Below are 19256 nucleotides of genomic sequence, written 5' to 3' on the forward strand. Positions count from 1 at the left end.
TCCGTTCAGCCGCCACGAACCCGGCCTTTGACGGTCGGGTTAAATCATACTGCTCAGGCCCAGGGGCGCTCGGCGGCGTTCTTCTTCTCGAACGAGGCGATGGCGCCAGCCTTTTCCATGGTCAGGCCGATATCGTCGAGACCGTTGAGCAGGCAGTGGCGCTTGAAGTCGTCGAGGTCGAATTTGACCACGCCACCATCCGGACCGCGGATTTCCTTGGCCTCGAGGTCGACCGACACCGTCGCATTGGAGCCGCGCGAAGCGTCGTCCATCAGCTTGTCCAGATCTTCCGGGCTGACGGTGATCGGCAAAATGCCGTTCTTGAAGCAGTTGTTGTAGAAAATGTCGGCGAACGAGGTCGAGATGACGCAGCGTATGCCGAAATCGAGCAGCGCCCACGGCGCGTGTTCACGGCTCGAACCGCAGCCGAAATTATCGCCGGCGACCAGGATCTGCGCCTTGCGGTAGGCCGGCTTGTTGAGCACGAAATCCGGGTTTTCCGAGCCGTCATCCTTGTAGCGCATTTCGGCGAACAGCCCGCTGCCGAGCCCGGTGCGCTTGATCGTCTTGAGATAATCCTTGGGGATGATCATGTCGGTGTCGACATTGACGATCGGCATGGGGGCGGCGACGCCGGTGAGCTTGGTGAATTTGTCCATGGCTTTTGCCCGTATTCTTGTTGCGGGGATTGCTGACGCACCGTTTACACAAAGGCGCTGGCAAATAAAAGGCAACTGTTCGTGCGCGATGCTGGCGGCGGACCCGCCCCGTCTCGACCGGGGGCCTCCAGCACGTGGCTGGCGCTCTTCCCCTGAGCTACGGGCCGCCGCGACGGCTGTATCATGCCACACGTCAAAACTGAAACCCTGGAAAAACGGCTTCGAAATCGTTGGCCGCTGGTGCAGTCTGGCTGCCATGAGCGAGAATTCCCACGTCCTTTATGCCCGCGAGCCGGAACTCGGCATTGCCGAGTTTCGCCGCGTGCTGGTGGAATCCGGGCTCGGCGACACGCGGCCTGTCGAAGATGACGCGCGGCTGCAGGCGATGCTTTCAGGCGCGAACCTGGTGCTGACAGCGCGGCTCAATGTCGAAGGCCGACCACTGATTGGCGTTATCAGGGCCATCACCGACTTTTCCTGGGTGTGTTACATTTCCGAGCTTGCCGTATCCCGATCGGCGCAAGGGCTTGGCATCGGCAAGGGCCTGATGGACGAGGCCCGCCGGCAGCTTGGCACGTCGGTCGCCATCAGCCTGATCTCGATGCCCGACGCCGTCGGCTTCTATGAGCGCATCGGCATGATGCGCATGCCCGACGCCTTCTGGTTCTCGCGCAAGCGGTGACGCCAGCCAACCCAAGCGAGGCGGTCGCTTCGCTGTGACATCGCCTCTTGACATGCAACCATTTGGTTGCATATTAAATGAATGAGCATGGATGCCGTCTTTCGCGCCTTCGCCGACCCGACACGCCGGCAATTGCTGGATAGCCTCCATCACAGGAATGGGCAGACGCTGAACGCGCTGTGCGAGCGGACGGATATGACACGCCAGGCTGTGACCAAGCATCTGGCGATCCTGGAAGAGGCGAACCTCGTCACCACCGTCCGCAACGGACGTGAAAAGCAGCACTACCTGAATCCCGTTCCCATCAGCGAGATCGCCGAACGCTGGATCGGCAAATTCGAACGAGGACGGCTGACCGCCCTCAGCGACTTGAAGAAGCGCCTCGAAAGGGAAGAGCCATGAGCAATGCCTTCGTCTATGTGACCTATATCCGCACCACGCCCGAGAAGCTCTGGGAGGCGCTGACCGAACCGGAATTCCACCTGCAATATTTCCTCGGCGCCCAGATGCAGAGCGACTGGAAGAAAGGCTCGGCATGGAAGATGGTCTATCCCGACGGCCGCGTCACCGACAGCGGCGAGATTGTCGATGTCGATCCGCCAAGGCGCCTGGTCATCAAATGGCGCAATGAGTTCATGCCGGCCGTGAAGGCCGATGGTTACACGCATTGCACCTTCGTCATCGAACAGGAAGGCGACATGATGAAGCTCGCCGTCACCCATGCTGCGGACGGTCCGCACCGTCTTCTGGAACATGTCGGCAATGGCTGGCCGCTGGTGCTGTCGAGCCTGAAGAGCCTGCTCGAAACCGGCAAGGGCCTGTCGCGCCCGGCATCAAAGGCGGCTTAACTCGTTTCGATAACGAAACAATCGCGTAGGGAGGTTGCCATGATGCACGGCCCAGTGGTGGCGCAAAGCATGACCAATGGCGAGACGATCATGGCAAGCGCCGAGATCGTCGCGCCACCGGAGCGCGTCTTCCACGCGCTGATTACGGATGAAGTCGAGCGCTGGTGGGGCTCTTGCGAAAGCTACCGGATGGTCGATTGGACGGCCGACTTGCGCGTCGGCGGCCGGTGGCAAGTCATCGCCAGGACCATTGCTGGCGAGGACCATCCCGCCGGCGGCGAGTTCCTCGAGATCCAGGCGCCGCGCCGGATCGTGCAGACGCGGGCCTATGACTGGGACCATCCGACACTTGGCCGGCGGCAAACGACGGTTGCCTACTTGCTGGAACCGATAGCCGGAGGCACACGTCTCACCATCTGCCATGGCGGCTTTGCCGGGTTGACCGACGCGGCGGCTGAACATGCCGAGGATTGGGGCCGGGTGCTGGGGTGGCTGCAGGCCTATGTCGAGACTGGGGAGCCGGCGGCATGAAAGCGCGTTTTGCCCTCTCACGCTTATGAAAAGAGGCCGCTCAAATCACATTCAATTCCCGAAATGCCCGTCCCTCGGCCACGCGGCTGTACCCGAATGCCGAGCAATCCACCGTCCGGTAGCCGCCATGCACCAGCAGCTCCGCCAGCGCTTTGCCGACCGCCGGCGCCTGTTGCAGGCCGTGGCCCGAAAAACCGTTGGCGAAGATGAAATTGCCGACCTCGGGATGTGGGCCGATCACCGCGTTCTGGTCGAGCGTGTTGTAGTCGTAATGGCCGGCCCAGGCGCGTGTCGCCTTGATCGCTTCGAAGGCGGGGATGCGCGTCGCCAGCACCGGCCAGATCACCTCTTCGAACAGCGGCCAATCGACATTGAAATCCCTGGGGTCGGCCGGGCCGCCGCCCTCTTCCGGCTCGGCACCGCCGGTGAGATAGACCGAGCCTTCCGGCCTGACATAGATGCCTGAAGGGTCGACCAGCAGTGGCATGTCGGTATATTTTTCGCGCGCCTCGAACACAAAGACGTTGCGCTTGCGCGGCTCGACGGGCAGCGTGAGCCCGGCAAGAGCGGCGACCTTGCCGGCGTTTGGACCGGCGGCGTTGACGACGATGCCGGCCTCGAGTTTTTCGCCATTGTCGAGCGTAACGCCGGTGACGCGGCCACCCTGCCGCTCGATACCGGTAACATCGGCGGCGATGAAATCGACCTTCTTGTCGCGCAACGCCTTGCGGAACAGCGTCAGCATGGCATGCGCGTCGAACCAGCCCTCGCCGGTGCGGCCGAAGGCGCCGGCGCTGATGCCTTCCGTCGACAGCCAGGAAAAGCGCTTTGCCAGCTGGTCGGCGTCCTCGAGCAGAATATCGGCGCCCTCGGCGATCTGCGCCTCGTGATTGGCCTTCAGGATCGGCAGCCCGGCCTCGCCGGCCAGGATCAGATAGCCGCCCTCGCGAAAGCCGATATCGGCATCAGTGCCGAAGGTCTCCTTCAGCCGCCGGAACAGGGTAAGCGTGAACTGCGACAGCCGGATGTTTTCCGGGATCGAGAATTGCTGACGGATCGAGGCCATGGACAGCGTCGTCGCCGCATGGGCGAATTGCGGATCGCGCTCGACCAGCGCGATCGAACCGGAAAAGCCTTCCTCGCGCAGATAGTAGGCGACCGAGGAGCCGACGATGGCCCCGCCGATGATGACGATGTCGTAGCGCACTCTTGTTCTCCAATCCGCTGGCCTTACGCGGCCGGCAAGGAAATCTCGAAGCGCGTGCCGCGCCCGGAGTCAACCAGCGCGATCGTGCCATCATGCGCTTTCAGGAGGGCCAGCACGATGCCGAGGCCCATGCCGGTGCCGCCGGATTCGCGCCGCGTGGTGAAGAATGGCTCGAAAATGCGAGCCCTGTTGCTCGGCGAAATGCCGGCGCCGTCGTCGCTGACGGTAACCGTCACTTTGTCTTCGGCGGCTGCCGCAGCCAGCACAACCCGCGTCGCGCCATGCCTCGCCGAATTGTCGATCAGGTTGGCAAGGACGATCGCCGCATTCTCGGCCGAGATGCGCAGACCTATCGCGCCACCCGCCTCGACGTTGACCGCCAGCCTGCCGTCCACCGGCAGCAGCGCCAGCGCTGCATCGAGCGATGTGCTTTCGCCGCTCGGCGCCAGGTTTTCGGCGCGCGCCAGGTCGAGCAGGCGCCGCACCAGCAGATTGAGCCTTCCGGCATCGTTGACGATGTTGCCGGAAAACCGCTTGCGCTCGGCGGCGTCCATCGCATCGCCGGAATCGCGCAACAGCTCGGCCGCGCCCTGGATCGCCGTCAGGGGTGATTTGAGCTCGTGCGAGACATGAGTGGCAAAGGTCTGGATGCTGTCGGAGCGCGCCTGCAGCTTTTCAGCCATGTCGAGGAAAGCGGCGGACAGTTCGGCCATTTCGCGCGTGCCGTGGTGGTCGAGCGGCCGGATCGCATCACGGTCACCAGCGGCAATGCGCCTTGTTCGCTCCATCAGCGCGTAGATCGGCCGGCTGACGGTGCGCAGGAAGACCAGCGCGATCAGCAGCGTGCCGCAAAGCATGGCGATGGCCGCCAGCGTCACCTTGCCGCGCTCGCCATAGAGGTGTTTGACGATGTTGTTCGGCGTCCGCGACAGATAGATCACGCCGGCAACCCGGCCATCGACTGCAATCGGCATGGCAACGAAGACGCGGACTTTGGTGCCGCGGCTGACCGAATAGAGCGGCGGCGGTGGCTGGTCGGGGATTCGTTGTCTCAGAACGCTGGCATAGTGGCCGGACAATGCTGTCCGCACCTCCTCGACACCGCCGAGCGACAGGCCGACCTCATCGCGCCCGGCAATGACGACGCCCTTGGGATCGAGCAGCCGGAAGCCGGCCAGCGTGGTCTTTTGCGTCGTGTCGAGAATGCCCGACAACCGCGCCCCTATCGCCGCAAAGACCGGATCGGTGGCGGCCGCGATGCCGGCGGGCCGGGTGGGCAGAAGATAGTCGGAGGCGAGATCGAGACTCGGCTCGATCGGCTGGTAGGGGGAGTCGTCGCCGCGGCTGGCATCGTCGCTCTCTGCCTCAACCGGCGCGCCGAGCTTGTCCGGAGAAATGCCGGCGTCGCGGACATCCTGCGCATAGATGGCGGCGAGGACGGCGCCCTGCGCGATCAGCTCGCCCTCGGTCTGGCGGATCAGCTGGTTTTCATAAAGCCGGAAGAAAAACAGGCCGACCAGCGGCAGCGCCAGCACCATGATGAGGATGGCGAGAACCACCGTGGCCAGCCTTGGCCGCCATTTGGTGCCGATCCATTTGGCGTCGCTCAGGCGCCGCATCGGCCAAGCCGAAAGCCGACACCATGCACGGTCTCGATGGCGTCGAGACAGCCCGCCGCCGCCAGCTTGGCGCGGATGTTGCGGATATGGCTGTCGACGGTGCGGTCGGCGACATGGATGTTGGCGGCATAGGCGCTGGCCACCACCAGGTCGCGGCCCAGCACATGCGCCGGCCGTGCCAGGAAGCCTTTCAGGATCGAGAATTCGATCGCCGTCAGCGCCAGTGCCTTGCCGTCGAAACTGGCGCCATGGCTGGCCGGTGTCAGGCTGAGCTTGCCATGCGCAAAGGCCCTGTCGTCGGCCGGCTCCGGCACGGCGCGGGCGCGGCGCAAAATGACATTGACACGCGCCACCAGTTCGCGCGGGCTGAACGGCTTCGTCACATAGTCGTCGCCGCCCATTTCGAGCCCGAGGATGCGGTCGATTTCCTCGTCACGCGCCGACAGGAACAGCACCGGCACGTCCGAGCGTTGCCTGAGCCGCCGGCAGACCTCCAGCCCGTCCATCTCAGGCATGCCGATGTCGAGCACGACGAGATCGGGCTCGCGGCGTTCGATCGCCTGCAGGGCGGCCGCGCCGTCAGACACACCTTGAGTCTTCATGCCGGCCTTTTCCAGTGCAAAGCAGATGATCTCGCGTATGTGCGGATCGTCGTCGGCGACCAGGATCTGATGCGGCATGAATCTAGCGGTCCGGCACTGAAGGTTGCGAGGGTTGGGTAGGTTGCTGAGGTGGAGGAAGCACGAGCGGGCCTCTTTTGTCGAGAACCTGCACGAGCCTCCAGGCGCGAAAGCTCCAGGCGCGCCACTTCTTCTGTTCGGCGATATAGTCGTCGGCCGTCTGCAGGTCGACCACCCAGGTGGTCAGATGTCCGGTCTGATGCATGTAATAGCGGTCCAGTGCCGGCAGGGCGACGGCGCCGAATGAGCGCAGATACTCGGCATCGAGCGGGGTGCCGGAGCCAGACATTTCAAGCGAGTGGTCGACATTGAAGTTGGCGATCATTGCGGCGAAGTTGATGAAGCAGCAGGCATAAAGCGTCGCCGATAACGTCAGAAGATTGGCCGAGAACAGCCATTCGTTGGATTTTCTGAGAGCAATGCGGGCGATGATCAGCGCAAGCCCTGATGCCACCAGCCCCATCCATACGAAAGCGGCGATGCGCCAGTAGGTCAGCGCATAGACGCCGATATAGAGGTCGAGCCGCAGGATTGACGAGATGACCAGCATGATGTTCTGCGCCACCCAGGCATAGACCAGCCGGCGGATCAGCGGATCGCTTGATGTTTCGCTGCCCGGCCGCAGCGCCGCCAGCACGAAGCCGGCGGCGAGCAGCGCGGTGACGATTAGCGGATAGGCACCGCGATGCGCATAGGCGGCATAGCTCATGCCATCGGGAAGGGCGACCCCACCCCAGAGATAGGCGGCGTCGAGCCCGGTCTGCAGCGCAAACAGGGCGTTGAAGACGATCAGCGCGCGCAAGATGGCGCCTTTGCCGAAGACGATATCCTCGACGACATGCCGCTCCGATTTGGCCGCCGGCTGGGCGCCGGCAAGGTTCTGCCTCGGCCGCGGGATAAGACGCCGGAAGCGCGGCAGACGTGGCCGCAGCAAGGCCCAGACGCAGGCGAGCACGACCAGCCAGAAGGCAATCCGCGCCAGCTGGATGAGATCGAGGAGCTTCATCAGGTCGATCAGCGACAGCCAGTAGTCGATGACCGGATTGGCGGCGCCGAACAGCGTGAGGAAGACGGCGCCTAGCGTCAGCGGCATCACCCAGACCGCGATGGACGCGAACCGGATCCGGCGCCGGCCGAAGCGACGCGCCGTCTTGCGCCAGCGGATGAAATCCCGGATGAACCGCAGTGGCACCGCCAGCAGGAACAGCGCGATCTGGCCGGCAATGCGGGCGATGCGGTGTTGCAACCGCCCGGCCAGCGACAATGCAAACACCACCATGGCCACGAGCGCGACCGAGACCGACAGCGCGCTGACATTTTCAGCCAGCGGCAGCAGCGCGACCAACAGGCAGGCCGGCTTGAGCCACGGCATTGGGGAATTGAGGGCAGCGGGATGCACGGCGACAACCGCGCCGGCAGTCACGATGGCGAACAAAAGGACGGTAATGCCGGCAGGCTGGGCGTAAAAGAGAAAATCCGCCAGCGCGACGAGCAGGACGGCAATGCCGAAGCGGCTGCAAAAGCTGACGAACGATGTCATGCGCGGACTTTCCTGGTGGGCTGGATCCGGCCGACGGGCGGATGCTTGGGTATAAAGGGGAGCAGGCTTGCCTCCGGGCGATGGCGGGTCTCCGGCCGCGGCGGATCGACCAGCCACCAGCTTTCGCTGCGCAGTCGGTAAGGCAGGGACCAATGGTTGACGTTTCGCTGTTGCATGCCGCCCTTGTGGTGGCTGCGCATGGATACGGCAGGGCGCAGCGGAGGAGGTTTTCCGCAGACCCGTGCAGTTTTCGTGCAGGAACCAGCCCCCTTCTCCCCGTTCACGGGGAGAAGGTCCCGGCAGGGGGATGAGGGGCAGCGCCGACTTCGGGCAATCACCAGCCGCACCCTTGCCTCACCCGCCTGTAGCCGGCATAGATCGAGCATGGAACCCTACCGCCCGCGCCGCTCTGTACTCTACGTCCCCGCCTCCAACGACAAGGCGCTGGCCAAGATCGCGACGCTTACCTGCGATGCCGTGATTATCGACCTCGAAGACGCCGTTGCTCCCGCCGACAAGGTCGCGGCGCGTGAAAAACTGACGGCTATTTTCGCCAGCCGGCCGAAGCGGCGCTGCGAGATGATCGTGCGCGTCAACGCGCTGTCCAGCGAATGGGGCAACGACGATTTGCTGGCCGCGGCGCAATTCGAGCCCGACGGCATCTTGCTGTCCAAGGTCGCCACGCCGCGCGACATCCTCGAAGTCGGCGACGTGCTCGACGACAATTTTGCCCCCGATAGCGTCAAACTCTGGGCGATGATCGAGACGCCCAAGGCCATGCTCAACATCGGCGCCATTGCCGAACTCGGCCGCGACCCGGCCTCGCGCCTCAATTGTTTCGTTGCCGGAACGAACGATCTGGTCAAGGAGACCGGCATTCTGGCCACGCCCGACCGGCGCTACCTCGTACCATGGCTGATGCAAATGGTGCTGGCTGCCCGCGCCGGCGGCATCGACATGCTGGACGGCGTCTCCAACGATTTTCGCGACCTCGATGCTTTTGCGCGCGAGTGCACGGAAGCCGCCGCCATGGGGTTCGACGGCAAGACGCTGATCCACCCGGCCCAGATCGAAGCCGCCAACCGCGCCTTTGCACCGGCGCCAGATGCCCTGGCCGAGGCGCGCGCGGTGAAAGATGCCTTCGCCTTGCCGGAAAATGCCGGCAAGGGCGTGATTGCGCTGAGCGGCAGGATGGTCGAGCGGCTGCATCTGGCACAGGCCGAAAAACTGCTGGCGAAGGCCGCCGCCATCGGCGCATGATTGCCTAAGCCGGCTTTGAAAAGATCACGCCTCGACAAGACACTCACGACAGGACTTGAACCATGAGACTCTACCGCTTTTTATCTGCCCCCGACGATTCCACCTTTTGCCACAAGGTGACCGCGGCGCTGAACAAGGGCTGGCACCTCTACGGCTCGCCGACCTACGCCTACGACAAGAAAACCAAATCGATGCGCTGCGGCCAGTCGGTGGTGAAGGATATTGATGGCCAGGAATACGGGCCGGATACGAAGCTGAGCGACTGGTAGGGAAGACCGAACCCTCGCGTGTCTTCGTCATCTTAGGGCGAAGCAAGGAGCGAAGCGACGCGGCGCAGACCCTGGGATCCATGCCGCGACGCTGGTCGTAAAGTGCGACGGATGAGAATCCCGCTTGTGCGCGCACCGACGCTCGCTGCTGAAACCATGACCGGCGATGCGCTCGATTTCTTGCGTCGCCGGAGCACTGCACCACAGTCACGGCATGGATCCCAGGGTTTTCGCGACGGAGCTTCGCTCCTGCTTCGCCCTGGGATGACGAAACGTTGGGGCTACTCCGCCGCCTCTTCAATCTTCTCCATATCATCGTCCGACAGGCCGAAATGGTGGCCGATCTCGTGGATCAGCACGTGGGTGACGATGTCGCCCAGCGTCTCTTCGTTCTCGGCCCAGTAGTCGAGGATGGCGCGGCGGTAGAGGGTGATGCGGTTCGGGCCTTCGCCGGTCTGCGGATTCCAACGCTCGGCAATGCCGCGGCCCTCGAACAGGCCAAGCAGGTCGAACGGCGTCTCCAGCGACAGATCGTCCATGATCTCGTCGGTCGGGAACTCGGCGATCACGATGACGATCTCGCCGGTCAGCTTGCGAAAATCGTCCGGCAGATGCGCGTACGCCTCCAGCGCCAGAAACTCCATTTCCTCGATCGAGGGCGAGAGTTCGTCGTGCCAGGTGCGGGTCTTGTAGATGCGGGCCATGCGTTGTCCTTTGATCCCGGCATATAGGCTTTCGCACCGGACTCGGCAATGAAGCGGCAATTTCATGACGTCAATGGCTATAGAGGAATAAATTCCTTCTGACTCCGCTTGACTCTTGGGGCACCCTCTGGAATCTATAGGAACATAACAGGAACAATTGTGAGAGAAACTGACCGTCATGGCGACATCAGCCGTGGCGCGGGAGACTGTTTTTGCCCTGCGCCGCCAGATCGCGAAGATCGAGGGAACGCTGCCCGAGCGCCTGGCCGCGCCGGCTGGCGAGCGGCCTCGCGCGCGTGCTGACGGCGATGCCGGCGGGCCAGAATCCGATATCGCACCGGACATCACCATCATCCGGCGCGGCCTTGCCGTGGCGTCACCGGATGCCTTCCTGCCCACCGGCGTTGAACGCCTCGATGCCACACTCAGCGGCGGCCTGCCGAAAGCCGCCCTCACCGAGATCCATGGCCTCGAGACCCGCAATGCCGGGGCGGTCGCCGGCTTTGTGCTGTCGCTGGTCAGCCTGATCCTCAGGGGGCAGAGATTGCCCGTGCTGTGGATTGGCACGTCGGAGATTTTTCGCGAGGCCGGCTTTCCCTATGCCAGGGGATTGCAGGGCATGTTCGGCATCGCGCCGGAGCAATTGCTGTTTTCCGAGGCGGCGAAACTCACCGATGCGCTGTGGGTGGCCGAGGAAGCCGCGAAGATGACCGCGCTGGCCGCCATCATCCTCGAAATCCGCGGCAGCCCGCAGCGGCTCGACCTCACCGCAACGCGCCGGCTGCACGCCCGCGCGCAAAGCGCCGGCCGGCCGGTGTTTCTGCTGCGCCAGGCCGGCGAGGCCGAACCGACGGCGGCACCCGTACGCCTCATCGTGTCGGCCGCAGCGGCTGCAAGCCGCCGGACCATCGCAGGGCCGCTCGCCGGCTCGATCGGCCGCCCCGCCTTCACCGTCAGCATCGGCAAGAGCCGTAGCGCTCTGCCCGGACAATTCACACTGGAGTGGAACCCCGATGAACACAGTTTCGAAGAAAGACGGGAAGAACGGCCAGAGAATTCTGTCGCTGTGGTTTCCGCATCTCGGGGCGGAGCGGATCCTGCGCCAGCGTCTGGGACGGTCGTGGCGTTCCCGGCCGTCGGATCATTTGCCTCTGGTGATCAGCCATCGCGACCGCAGCGCCCAGCGCATATCGGCCCTCGACGAGCGGGCTGAGGCGCTGCACCTGAAGCGCGGCATGGGCATTGCCGACGCGCGCGCCATGCATCCCTCGATCGACATCGTCGAGGCCGACCCAGAAGCCGACCGAAGGCTGCTCGAAGGTCTTGCCGACTGGTGCGACCGCTACACGCCGCTGGTGGCGCTGGACGGCGCCGATGGGCTTTATCTCGACGTCACCGGTTGCACGCATCTGTTCGGCGGCGAGCGCGCCATGCTGGATGACATTCTTGCGCGCTTTTTCCAGCAGGGTTTCGATGTTCGCGCCGGGCTTGCCGCGACGCCGGGTGCTGCCTGGGCGGCAGCGCGCTTTTGCGGCGACCGCATCGTTCCCTCAGGCGAGGAGGAAGCGCTGCTTGCCCCTTTGCCGCTGGCCGCGCTACGCATCGAAGCCGATATCCGCGCCAGCCTGGAAAGTGTGGGCCTGCGCACCGCGGGCGCAGTCATGGCCGCACCGCGCGCACCGCTTGCCCGTCGCTTCGGCTCTACCTTGCTGTTGCGGCTAGACCAGGCGCTCGGCCGCCTCGACGAGGCGGTGTCGCCGCGCCTGCCGGTAGCGCCGCTTTCGGTCGAGCGCCACCTCGCCGAGCCGGTCGTGTTGACCGCCGAGATCGAGCGGCTGGTGGAAATGCTGGCGGTGACCCTGAAGGTCGACCTCGAGCGCCGCGGCGAAGGCGCCCGGATGCTGGCGCTGCTTTTGTTTCGCGTCGACGGCGCCGTCAGCCGCATCGCCGTCGGCACGTCACGGCCCCTGCGCGAGCCGAAGCTGATCCAGCGCCTGTTCCACGAGCGGCTGGCCGCGCTCGAGCAGGACATCGATGCTGGCTACGGCTTCGACCTGGTGCGGCTTTCCGTGTTGGCAGCCGCAGCCTTCGACATGCAGCAGGCCGATTTGACCGGAGAGGCGCAAGATGACGGCGCCGACATCGCGCTGTTTGCCGACCGCATCCGCGCCCGACTCGGCGACAATGCTGTGCTCAAAGCGGTCGCCGTCGAGAGCCATCTGCCGGAGCGCGCCGTCGCCACCATCCCCTTCTCGGAGGCGCCGCAACGGACCACGCCGCCGAAAAGATCGGACCGGAAAGACGCGCCGCCGACAACCATCTTCCCGCCGGAGCGGCCGATCCGGCTGTTCCGTTCGCCCGAGCCGATCGAGGTGCCGGCGACCGAAATGCCGGAGGGACCGCCGATGAATTTCCGCTGGCGCCGCGCGCTCTACCGGGTCGCCCACGCCGAAGGGCCGGAGCGCATCGCGCCGGAATGGTGGCAGAAGAGTGAGGAGGACGCGCCGACGCGCGACTATTTCCGCATCGAGGACAGCGACGGCCGCCGTTACTGGCTCTACCGCCAGGGGCTCTACGGCGCCGGCCAGCCTTCGCCGCGCTGGTTCATGCATGGGGTCTTCGCATGAACGCGCTGACCGTCATTCCCTATGCCGAATTCGGCATCCAGTCGAATTTCTCCTTCCTGCGCGGCGCCTCCAAGCCGGAGGAACTGGTGGTGGCGGCCAAATTCCTCGGCTTCTCCTCGATCGGGCTGGCAGATCGCAACACCGTCGCCGGCGTCGTGCGCGCCTGGCAGCAGGCCAAGGTCGAGAAGCTCGCCTACCACCCCGGCTGCCGGCTGGTGTTCGGCGACGGCACTCCGGACATTCTCGCCTATCCGCAGAACCGCAAGGGCTGGGGCCATCTCTGCCGCATGCTGACGCAGGCCAATCTGCGCGACGAGAACGAGAAGGGCGCGACCCTTCTCCAGCGCGGCGACCTGCTCGAATGGGGCGATCTTCTGTCGCTGGCGGTGATGCCGGATCTCTCGACGAATGCCGACGATCCCCTGGCATTGATCCGCCAGCTGAAGGATCGTTTTGGCGCCAACCTGCGGCTAGGCGTGGCGCCGGATTATCGCGGCAATGACCGCTTCCGCATCGAGCAGGCTTCCGCCATGGCGGAAGCCGCCAGCGTGCCGCTGATGGCGACCAACGATGTGCTCTACCACAGCGCCGAGCGGCGCTCGCTGCAGGATGTGCTTACCGCCATCCGCCTCAATGTGCCGGTCGCCGAGGTCGGGCTGGAACTGACGGCCAATGCCGAGCGCCATCTAAAGCCGCCGCTGGAAATGGCCCGCCTCTTTCGCCGCCATCCGCAGGCGCTGGCCGAGACGCTGCGCTTTGCCGGCGAGCTGACCTTCTCGCTTGGCGATCTCCAGTACAATTATCCCGACGAGCCGACGCAATCGGGCCTCGGGCCGCAGGCCGAGCTCGAGCGTCTGGCCAGGGAGGGGGCCGCCACGCGCTATCCGGCGGGCGTCCCCGCTTCCGTCTCGCAGCGCATCGGCGAAGAGCTCGCTCTGATCGAGCGCCTGAACTATGCGCGCTATTTCCTCACCGTTTACGACATTGTCCAGTTCGCCCGCAACGAGGGCATTCTGTGCCAGGGCAGAGGCTCGGCCGCCAATTCGATCGTCTGCTTCTGCATCGGCATCACCGAGGTCGGCCCCGAGCGCATCGACACGCTGTTCGAGCGGTTCATTTCCGAGGAGCGCAACGAGCCGCCCGATATCGACGTCGACTTCGAACATGAGCGGCGGGAGGAGGTGATCCAGTACATCTACTCCAAATACAGCGCCAAGCGCACCGCGCTGGCGGCCGCCGTCATCAGCTATCGCGGCCGCTCGGCATTGCGCGAGGTGGCCAAGGCCATGGGCCTGTCGGACGATGTCCGCAGCGCGCTCTCCAGTTCGATCTGGGGTTGGTCGACCTCGGAGCTCGGCGAGAAGGAGGCCCATGCCGGCGGCCTCGACCGCAACGAGACCTCGACCCGTCACGTGATCGCCCACGCCAACGAGATCATGGGCTTTCCCCGGCATTTGTCGCAGCATGTCGGCGGCTTCGTCATCACCAGGGACCGGCTCGACGAGATCGTCCCCATCGTCAAGACGGCGATGGAGGCGCGCAAGATGGTCGAATGGGACAAGGACGATCTCGACGCGGTCAAGATTTTGAAGGTCGACGTGCTGGCGCTCGGCATGCTGACCTGCCTGAAACGCGCCTTCACCTTGCTCACCGATCATTACCCGGATGCGCGCGATGAGTATGGCAGGCCCTATGTGCTGGGAAGCCTCCCGCCTGAGGACAGGCATGTCTACGACATGATCGGCCGCGCCGACACGCTCGGCGTCTTCCAGATCGAATCGCGTGCCCAGATGTCGATGCTGCCAAGGCTCAAGCCAAAGGATTTCTACGACCTTGTCATCGAGGTGGCGATCGTGCGGCCGGGCCCGATCCAGGGCGACATGGTTCATCCCTATCTGCGCCGTCGGCAAGGCAAGGAGAAGGCCGAGTATCAAAAGCCGGAGCTGGAGGCGATCCTCAAGAAGACGCTGGGCGTGCCGCTGTTCCAGGAGCAGGCGATGAAGATCGCCATCGTCGCCGGCGGCTTCAAGCCGGGCGAGGCCGACGAATTGCGCCGCGCCATGGCCACCTTCAAGCGCACCGGCACCATCGGCAATTACCGCCAGCGCATGATCGACGGCATGGTCGGCAAGGGATACACCAAGGACTTCGCCGAGCGCTGCTTCAAGCAGATCGAAGGTTTCGGCGAATACGGCTTTCCCGAAAGCCACGCCGCCTCCTTCGCGCTGCTCGTCTATGCCTCGTGCTGGTTCAAGACTTTCTATCCCGACGTGTTCTGCGCCGCGATCCTCAATTCGCAGCCGATGGGGTTTTATCAACCGGCGCAGCTGGTGCGCGACGCGCGCGACCATGGCGTCGATATCCGCGACGTCGACGTCAATTTTTCCGGCTGGGACTGCACGCTGGAGGAAGACGAATTCGACCCGGCCCGCATCCTGCCGCGCCATGCCCAGATGCGCGGTGTCATCGAGACAAAGCACGCCGTGCGGCTCGGCTTCAGGCAGATCAAGGGACTGTCCAAGGAGCGCATGGAGCAGTTTGCCGAGCGGCGCGGCGCCGGCTATTCAAGCGTCAGGGATGTCTGGCTGCGCTCCGGCCTCGATGTCGACGACATCGAAAGACTGGCGCAGGCCGACGCCTTCCGCTCGCTCGGCCTCGACCGTCGTGAAGCCTTGTGGGCGGTGCGCGCGCTGGACGGCAAGAGTGCCGCCGAAAGACTGCCGCTGTTCGACCAGCCGGCGATCCGCCTGCGCGAGCTCGAACCCGAAACAAAACTGCCGACAATGCCGCTCGGCGAACATGTCATCCACGACTACCGCGCGCTCGGCCTGTCGTTGAAGGCGCATCCGGTCGCCTTCCTGCGCGAGCGGCTCGACCGCGCCGGCGTCATCCCCAATGCCAACCTTGGCGCGGTTCGCGACGGCAGGCGGGTTTCCGTCGCCGGACTGGTGCTGGTGCGCCAGCGCCCCGGCAAGGGCAATGCGATCTTCCTGACCCTGGAGGACGACAAGGCCGTCGCCAACGTCATTTTCTGGGAAAGGACGTTTACCCGCTTCCGCCCCATCGTCATGGGCGCCCGCTTCGTCAAGGTCACCGGCAAGCTGCAGTCGGAATCGGATGTCATCCATATCGTCGCCGAAAAGATCGAGGATCTGACGCCGTGGCTGACGGTGCTGCTGGAGGAGATGACACCGGCCGTGCCAGCCCGGCCGGATATCGCAACGCTGTCAGACAAGGCCGAGAGGGTCATGCCCAAGGGAAGGAATTTTCAGTAGGGCTTTATGGAGACGCCCATCGCGTCGTCATCCTGGGGCGAAGCAAGGAGCGAAGCGACGCGGCGCAGACCCCGGGATCCATGCCGTGACATTAAGGCGTTGAAACGGTGCAGAATTCTGCTCCGCTGCACCCTTCAATCAGGTCGCGGCATGGATCCTAGGGTCTCCGCGACGCCGCTTCGCGGCTGCTCCGCCCTAGGATGACGAAGGGAGGAGCGTTTCGGTCAATCTCCAAGGTTTGCGATTTGCCCCTAAAAGGAACGATCAAGGGCTACCTGCCGATCAGCGTCCAGCCTGCGCCGGCCCACTCAGCCGCGGCGGCGACAGCACGTCTTCCGCCGAAATGCTCCGCGCCTCCGAGGGCAGCATGATCGGGATGCCGTCGCGTACGGGGTAGGCGAGCTTGGCGATCCGCGAGATCAACTCGCCGCGTTCCGGGTCCCAGGCCAGCGGCCCCTTGGTCAGCGGGCAGGCCAGCAGCTCCAGCAGTTTTGGATCGACATTGGCCGTCTTGCCGTCACGCCCGTCCGCTGCCATGGTTCCTCTTCCCGGCCAATCACCGGCCCAAGATGCGTTGACACACCTTACTGCAAACTCGAACCAAAGTCCTCATTCTCGCGCGCCAGCGCCATTTCGGTGATGGCGATCAGCGTCTCGGCACGGGCTCTCAAGTCGGGCGCTTCCAACAGCGCCTGTTTCTCGGCCGGGCCGTAGGGCGCCATCATCGACAGCGCGTTGACCAGCATGGCGTTTTCGGCGCGGCTGACGCTTTCCCAGTCGGCCTCGAGCTCATTGGCCTGCAGATAGGCGCGAAACGCTTTCAAGAGCGCCGGCCGGTCGACCTCGTTTGCCGCCTGGTCTTCGCTAAGATCGGTGAGGAACGGCGCCAGCTTGCATTGCCGGAACGGCGTCTTCACCAGCAGCTCATGCGTGATGCGGAACCGGCACACACCCTGCAGCGAAATCAGATAGCGGCCGTCGCCGCTCTCGGCCATCGAGATGATGCGCCCGGCGCAGCCGACATTGCACAGTTCGGGCTCACCATCGGCACGCAGCGCGCCGTCGAGGCTGGGCTGGATGATGCCGATCAGCCGCGGGCCGGCGATAGCCTCATCCACCATCTGCAGATAGCGCAGCTCGAAAATGTTGAGCGGCATACGGCCGCCCGGCAGAAGCAGCGCGCCCGCAAGCGGAAACACCGGGATGGTCGACGGCAGATCCTTGCCGACCCGGTAATGTGCGTTTCCGACCTGCACTTAAGTCCTCCGATCGCTTCGGGCGCGACAGTATCGGCCTAATCTGGCGCAGCCGACGCCGGCCGCAAGGTCCCAAAACCATTCCGCCGGCAATTTCGCCGGCGAACGGCTCAGGAAAACAGCAGCGACGACAATTTGCGCCGCGCCGCCAGCGTCGCCTCGTCGGTCATGCCCCAGGCCTCGAACAGCTTCAACAGCTGCGCCCTGGCGCCGTCCTCGTTCCAGGTGCGGTCGGCCTTGATGATGGCCAGCAGGTTGTCGGCCGCCGCATGGCGATCGCCTCGCGCATTCTGGACCATGGCTAGATCGAAACGCGCCTGGTGGTCGCCGGGATTGGCGGCGAGGCGCTGCTCGAACTCGGCGGGATTGCCAAGCGCTGCCGCTTCAGCCGCCAGCGTCATCTTGGCGCGCAGCGCGGCAAGTGCGGGCGCATCCTTCTTGGCCTCCGGCGCCGTTGCCAGCAGCGCCTCGGCGCCCTCGCTGTCGCCGGCCTCGAACAAAAGCTCGCCCAACCCGGCGATCGCCTCGATCGTCTCCGGCGCCTGCGCCAGTATGGCGTCATAGATGTCGGCTGCGGTCTGCGCATCGCCCGCCGCATGCGCTTCGGCTGCCGCGGCCAAAGCTTCTGCGACCGGCGGCGCGCCGTTACCCTTACCGCCGACCTTGGTGATGAATTCGCCGATCTGGCTCTCGGGAATGGCGCCCATGAAGCCGTCAACCGGCTGGCCGTCCTTGAAGGCGATGACCGCCGGGATCGACTGGATGCCGAGCTGGCCGGCGATCGAGGGATGATCGTCGATGTTCATCTTGACCAGCTTGACCTTGCCGCCGGCGGCCTTGACCGCCTTTTCCAGCTGCGGCGTAAGCTGCTTGCAGGGCCCGCACCACGGCGCCCAGAAATCGACCAGCACCGGCTGTTTCCGCGATTCCTGGATGACGTCGGTGGCGAAGGCGGCGGTCGTGGTGTCCTTGATCAGGTCTCCACCGGCCGGTGCCGCGCCGGGCACGGCCTTGGCCGGCTCGGCGCCGCCAAACTGCACGGAGGTGGTGTACTGGCCGGAATTGCCGCCGAATTGGCCGCCAAACGGATTGTTGTTGTCGCTCATGTCGTCGCCCTTCCGGTCGCGCCCCTCGCCAGCGGAGCAGGCGCGACATCCATGCTAGAGGTCAGTTTTCGCCATCCATGTGGCGATCAAGCCGAGACTTTCAAGATAGCAGCATCATGTCCGGTTGCCTCGACGAATCTGATGAGGTCGGCGGAAGTGATCGACGTCGTCGCCTCATTGATCAGCGGATGCGCATTGATGACGCCATGCGCCATCAAATCCTGGTCGAGCACCACCTTGACCCGTCTTTGGGTGTCGTTGATCAGCCCGAACACGGTGACGGCGCCCGGAATGACGCCGAGCAGCTCCATCAGCATCTCCGGCTTGCCGAAGGAGACACGCCTGGCGGCGCCGATGATCGTGTGGATCTGCTTCAGGTCGACGACCGCATCCTCGCCGACGCTGACCAGGAAGAAATTGTCCTTCTTGTCCTTGAGGAACAGGTTCTTCGTGTGACCGCCCGGTATCTCGCCGCGCAGCGACTGCGAATCGGCGACCGTGTAGAGCGGCGGATGACGCACGGTCGACACCGATATGCGGAGATCGGCAAGAAAGGAGAAAAGCTCGGCTTCAGTCTTCGGCATCGATGGTCTTTCCCTATCTGGTACAAGTCTGTCCACGCGCAAAGCCGTTTACGGCCAATGATGCCGCCGAGACAAGACCGTCATGCGGGAAGTCAATGAATGACCAGCGTTGCCAACGAGGTTCGGCCAGGCGATTTCGCGCGACCAAAAAGCCCGTCATTTCCCTGTTGCAATCGCCGCGCTCTTCAGCCATATAGGCCCGGCTTGCGGCCCTAGGGCCGTGTGAGCGGGTGTAGCTCAGGGGTAGAGCACAACCTTGCCAAGGTTGGGGTCGAGCGTTCGAATCGCTTCACCCGCTCCAATTTCCTCAAAGGGAATCAAGCGATGAAGAGGCGCCTTTCGGGGCGCCTTTTGCTTACATGGCTTTCTAAAGCGGCAATGAAGGCTCATTGTAGGCGCGTTGCGGGAC

At 64.3% G+C, this 19256-nt stretch carries 19 protein-coding genes and 1 tRNA gene; 10 read left to right on the forward strand and 10 right to left on the reverse strand.

Annotation, left to right across the window (positions count from 1 at the left end; translation table 11 throughout):
• Nucleotides 1–53 precede the first annotated feature (53 nt).
• Nucleotides 54–659, reverse strand: coding sequence for a 3-isopropylmalate dehydratase small subunit (gene leuD / locus AC1D1N_RS03365; protein WP_477309012.1), 606 nt, complete (start codon nucleotides 657–659; stop codon nucleotides 54–56).
• 256 nt (nucleotides 660–915) lie between these two features.
• On the opposite strand from leuD, the gene AC1D1N_RS03370 reads away from it, so the two are divergent.
• The 4 genes from AC1D1N_RS03370 (at nucleotide 916) to AC1D1N_RS03385 (ending at nucleotide 2720) form a co-directional block, all read left to right on the forward strand.
• Nucleotides 916–1341: a GNAT family N-acetyltransferase gene (locus tag AC1D1N_RS03370; RefSeq protein WP_477346591.1), complete on the forward strand. Its 426-nt coding sequence runs from the start codon at nucleotides 916–918 to the stop codon at nucleotides 1339–1341.
• An 87-nt stretch (nucleotides 1342–1428) separates the two neighbouring features.
• Nucleotides 1429–1743 carry an ArsR/SmtB family transcription factor gene (locus AC1D1N_RS03375; protein WP_477346593.1) on the forward strand — a complete coding sequence of 105 codons (315 nt, stop codon included), beginning with the start codon at nucleotides 1429–1431 and terminating at the stop codon, nucleotides 1741–1743.
• Nucleotides 1740–2189, forward strand: coding sequence for an SRPBCC family protein (locus AC1D1N_RS03380; protein WP_477346595.1), 450 nt, complete (start codon nucleotides 1740–1742; stop codon nucleotides 2187–2189). Before AC1D1N_RS03375 ends, AC1D1N_RS03380 begins: the two co-directional genes overlap by 4 nt.
• Nucleotides 2190–2228: 39 nt before the next feature.
• Nucleotides 2229–2720 carry an SRPBCC family protein gene (locus AC1D1N_RS03385; protein WP_477346597.1) on the forward strand — a complete coding sequence of 164 codons (492 nt, stop codon included), beginning with the start codon at nucleotides 2229–2231 and terminating at the stop codon, nucleotides 2718–2720.
• Between the two features lie 40 nt (nucleotides 2721–2760).
• Here the strand turns inward: AC1D1N_RS03385 and AC1D1N_RS03390 are convergent, their stop codons facing one another.
• The 4 genes from AC1D1N_RS03390 to AC1D1N_RS03405 are packed head-to-tail and all read right to left on the reverse strand — an operon-like array spanning nucleotide 2761 to nucleotide 7766.
• Nucleotides 2761–3927 (reverse strand): NAD(P)/FAD-dependent oxidoreductase, encoded by a 1167-nt coding sequence (locus AC1D1N_RS03390; RefSeq protein WP_477346599.1) that lies wholly within the window; start codon nucleotides 3925–3927, stop codon nucleotides 2761–2763.
• Nucleotides 3928–3950: 23 nt separating this feature from the next.
• A complete protein-coding gene (locus tag AC1D1N_RS03395; protein WP_477346601.1) occupies nucleotides 3951–5546 on the reverse strand; it encodes a sensor histidine kinase in 1596 nt (531 codons plus the stop codon).
• Entirely contained in the window at nucleotides 5534–6226 is a 693-nt protein-coding gene (locus AC1D1N_RS03400) for a response regulator (RefSeq protein WP_477346603.1), read from the reverse strand. The genes AC1D1N_RS03395 and AC1D1N_RS03400 overlap by 13 nt, the downstream gene beginning before the upstream one ends.
• Nucleotides 6227–6230: 4 nt before the next feature.
• Entirely contained in the window at nucleotides 6231–7766 is a 1536-nt protein-coding gene (locus tag AC1D1N_RS03405) for a DUF4153 domain-containing protein (RefSeq protein ID WP_477346605.1), read from the reverse strand.
• Nucleotides 7767–8150: 384 nt separating this feature from the next.
• Between AC1D1N_RS03405 and AC1D1N_RS03410 the strand changes: the two genes are divergently transcribed.
• Nucleotides 8151–9026 carry an HpcH/HpaI aldolase/citrate lyase family protein gene (locus tag AC1D1N_RS03410; RefSeq protein WP_477346607.1) on the forward strand — a complete coding sequence of 292 codons (876 nt, stop codon included), beginning with the start codon at nucleotides 8151–8153 and terminating at the stop codon, nucleotides 9024–9026.
• Nucleotides 9027–9088: 62 nt separating this feature from the next.
• Nucleotides 9089–9295, forward strand: coding sequence for a DUF1737 domain-containing protein (locus AC1D1N_RS03415; RefSeq protein WP_023699283.1), 207 nt, complete (start codon nucleotides 9089–9091; stop codon nucleotides 9293–9295).
• A 281-nt stretch (nucleotides 9296–9576) separates the two neighbouring features.
• On the opposite strand, the gene AC1D1N_RS03420 is transcribed toward AC1D1N_RS03415, so the two are convergent.
• Complete coding sequence (locus tag AC1D1N_RS03420; RefSeq protein ID WP_112560156.1) at nucleotides 9577–9999, reverse strand: metallopeptidase family protein; 423 nt, start codon at nucleotides 9997–9999, stop codon at nucleotides 9577–9579.
• A 178-nt stretch (nucleotides 10000–10177) separates the two neighbouring features.
• Here AC1D1N_RS03420 and AC1D1N_RS03425 point away from each other — a divergent pair, with 178 nt between their 5' ends.
• Genes AC1D1N_RS03425 through AC1D1N_RS03435 form a run of 3 tightly spaced genes read left to right on the forward strand, consistent with a single transcriptional unit; the run spans nucleotide 10178 to nucleotide 15901 of the window.
• Entirely contained in the window at nucleotides 10178–11212 is a 1035-nt protein-coding gene (locus AC1D1N_RS03425) for an ImuA family protein (RefSeq protein ID WP_477346609.1), read from the forward strand.
• Nucleotides 11154–12626, forward strand: coding sequence for a DUF6504 family protein (locus tag AC1D1N_RS03430; RefSeq protein ID WP_436262128.1), 1473 nt, complete (start codon nucleotides 11154–11156; stop codon nucleotides 12624–12626). The genes AC1D1N_RS03425 and AC1D1N_RS03430 overlap by 59 nt, the downstream gene beginning before the upstream one ends.
• Nucleotides 12623–15901: an error-prone DNA polymerase gene (locus AC1D1N_RS03435; protein WP_477346611.1), complete on the forward strand. Its 3279-nt coding sequence runs from the start codon at nucleotides 12623–12625 to the stop codon at nucleotides 15899–15901. Before AC1D1N_RS03430 ends, AC1D1N_RS03435 begins: the two co-directional genes overlap by 4 nt.
• 282 nt (nucleotides 15902–16183) lie before the next feature.
• Here AC1D1N_RS03435 and AC1D1N_RS03440 read toward each other — a convergent pair whose 3' ends face one another.
• The 4 genes from AC1D1N_RS03440 to AC1D1N_RS03455 form a co-directional block, all read right to left on the reverse strand.
• Nucleotides 16184–16438, reverse strand: coding sequence for a Trm112 family protein (locus AC1D1N_RS03440; protein ID WP_436262130.1), 255 nt, complete (start codon nucleotides 16436–16438; stop codon nucleotides 16184–16186).
• 47 nt (nucleotides 16439–16485) lie between these two features.
• Nucleotides 16486–17157 carry an LON peptidase substrate-binding domain-containing protein gene (locus AC1D1N_RS03445; RefSeq protein WP_477346613.1) on the reverse strand — a complete coding sequence of 224 codons (672 nt, stop codon included), beginning with the start codon at nucleotides 17155–17157 and terminating at the stop codon, nucleotides 16486–16488.
• 110 nt (nucleotides 17158–17267) lie between these two features.
• Nucleotides 17268–18263: a thioredoxin gene (trxA, locus tag AC1D1N_RS03450; RefSeq protein ID WP_477346615.1), complete on the reverse strand. Its 996-nt coding sequence runs from the start codon at nucleotides 18261–18263 to the stop codon at nucleotides 17268–17270.
• A gap of 86 nt (nucleotides 18264–18349) precedes the next feature.
• Nucleotides 18350–18847, reverse strand: a complete 498-nt coding sequence (locus AC1D1N_RS03455; protein WP_477346617.1) for a prolyl-tRNA synthetase associated domain-containing protein — start codon at nucleotides 18845–18847, stop codon at nucleotides 18350–18352.
• A gap of 226 nt (nucleotides 18848–19073) precedes the next feature.
• Between AC1D1N_RS03455 and AC1D1N_RS03460 the strand changes: the two genes are divergently transcribed.
• Nucleotides 19074–19148: transfer RNA gene (locus AC1D1N_RS03460), tRNA-Gly, on the forward strand.
• Nucleotides 19149–19256: the final 108 nt, after the last annotated feature.

This window comes from Mesorhizobium sp. P2_B5 (genome assembly GCF_056404775.1).

Bases quoted from the DNA above. Each gene is read 5' to 3' on its own strand.
- leuD (WP_477309012.1), bottom strand. From the start codon at position 659: ATGGACAAATTCACCAAGCTCACCGGCGTCGCCGCCCCCATGCCGATC.
- AC1D1N_RS03370 (WP_477346591.1), top strand. From the start codon at position 916: ATGAGCGAGAATTCCCACGTCCTTTATGCCCGCGAGCCGGAACTCGGC.
- AC1D1N_RS03375 (WP_477346593.1), top strand. From the start codon at position 1,429: ATGGATGCCGTCTTTCGCGCCTTCGCCGACCCGACACGCCGGCAATTG.
- AC1D1N_RS03380 (WP_477346595.1), top strand. From the start codon at position 1,740: ATGAGCAATGCCTTCGTCTATGTGACCTATATCCGCACCACGCCCGAG.
- AC1D1N_RS03385 (WP_477346597.1), top strand. From the start codon at position 2,229: ATGATGCACGGCCCAGTGGTGGCGCAAAGCATGACCAATGGCGAGACG.
- AC1D1N_RS03395 (WP_477346601.1), bottom strand. From the start codon at position 5,546: ATGCGGCGCCTGAGCGACGCCAAATGGATCGGCACCAAATGGCGGCCA.
- AC1D1N_RS03400 (WP_477346603.1), bottom strand. From the start codon at position 6,226: ATGCCGCATCAGATCCTGGTCGCCGACGACGATCCGCACATACGCGAG.
- AC1D1N_RS03405 (WP_477346605.1), bottom strand. From the start codon at position 7,766: ATGACATCGTTCGTCAGCTTTTGCAGCCGCTTCGGCATTGCCGTCCTG.
- AC1D1N_RS03410 (WP_477346607.1), top strand. From the start codon at position 8,151: ATGGAACCCTACCGCCCGCGCCGCTCTGTACTCTACGTCCCCGCCTCC.
- AC1D1N_RS03415 (WP_023699283.1), top strand. From the start codon at position 9,089: ATGAGACTCTACCGCTTTTTATCTGCCCCCGACGATTCCACCTTTTGC.
- AC1D1N_RS03420 (WP_112560156.1), bottom strand. From the start codon at position 9,999: ATGGCCCGCATCTACAAGACCCGCACCTGGCACGACGAACTCTCGCCC.
- AC1D1N_RS03425 (WP_477346609.1), top strand. From the start codon at position 10,178: ATGGCGACATCAGCCGTGGCGCGGGAGACTGTTTTTGCCCTGCGCCGC.
- AC1D1N_RS03435 (WP_477346611.1), top strand. From the start codon at position 12,623: ATGAACGCGCTGACCGTCATTCCCTATGCCGAATTCGGCATCCAGTCG.
- AC1D1N_RS03440 (WP_436262130.1), bottom strand. From the start codon at position 16,438: ATGGCAGCGGACGGGCGTGACGGCAAGACGGCCAATGTCGATCCAAAA.
- trxA (WP_477346615.1), bottom strand. From the start codon at position 18,263: ATGAGCGACAACAACAATCCGTTTGGCGGCCAATTCGGCGGCAATTCC.
- AC1D1N_RS03455 (WP_477346617.1), bottom strand. From the start codon at position 18,847: ATGCCGAAGACTGAAGCCGAGCTTTTCTCCTTTCTTGCCGATCTCCGC.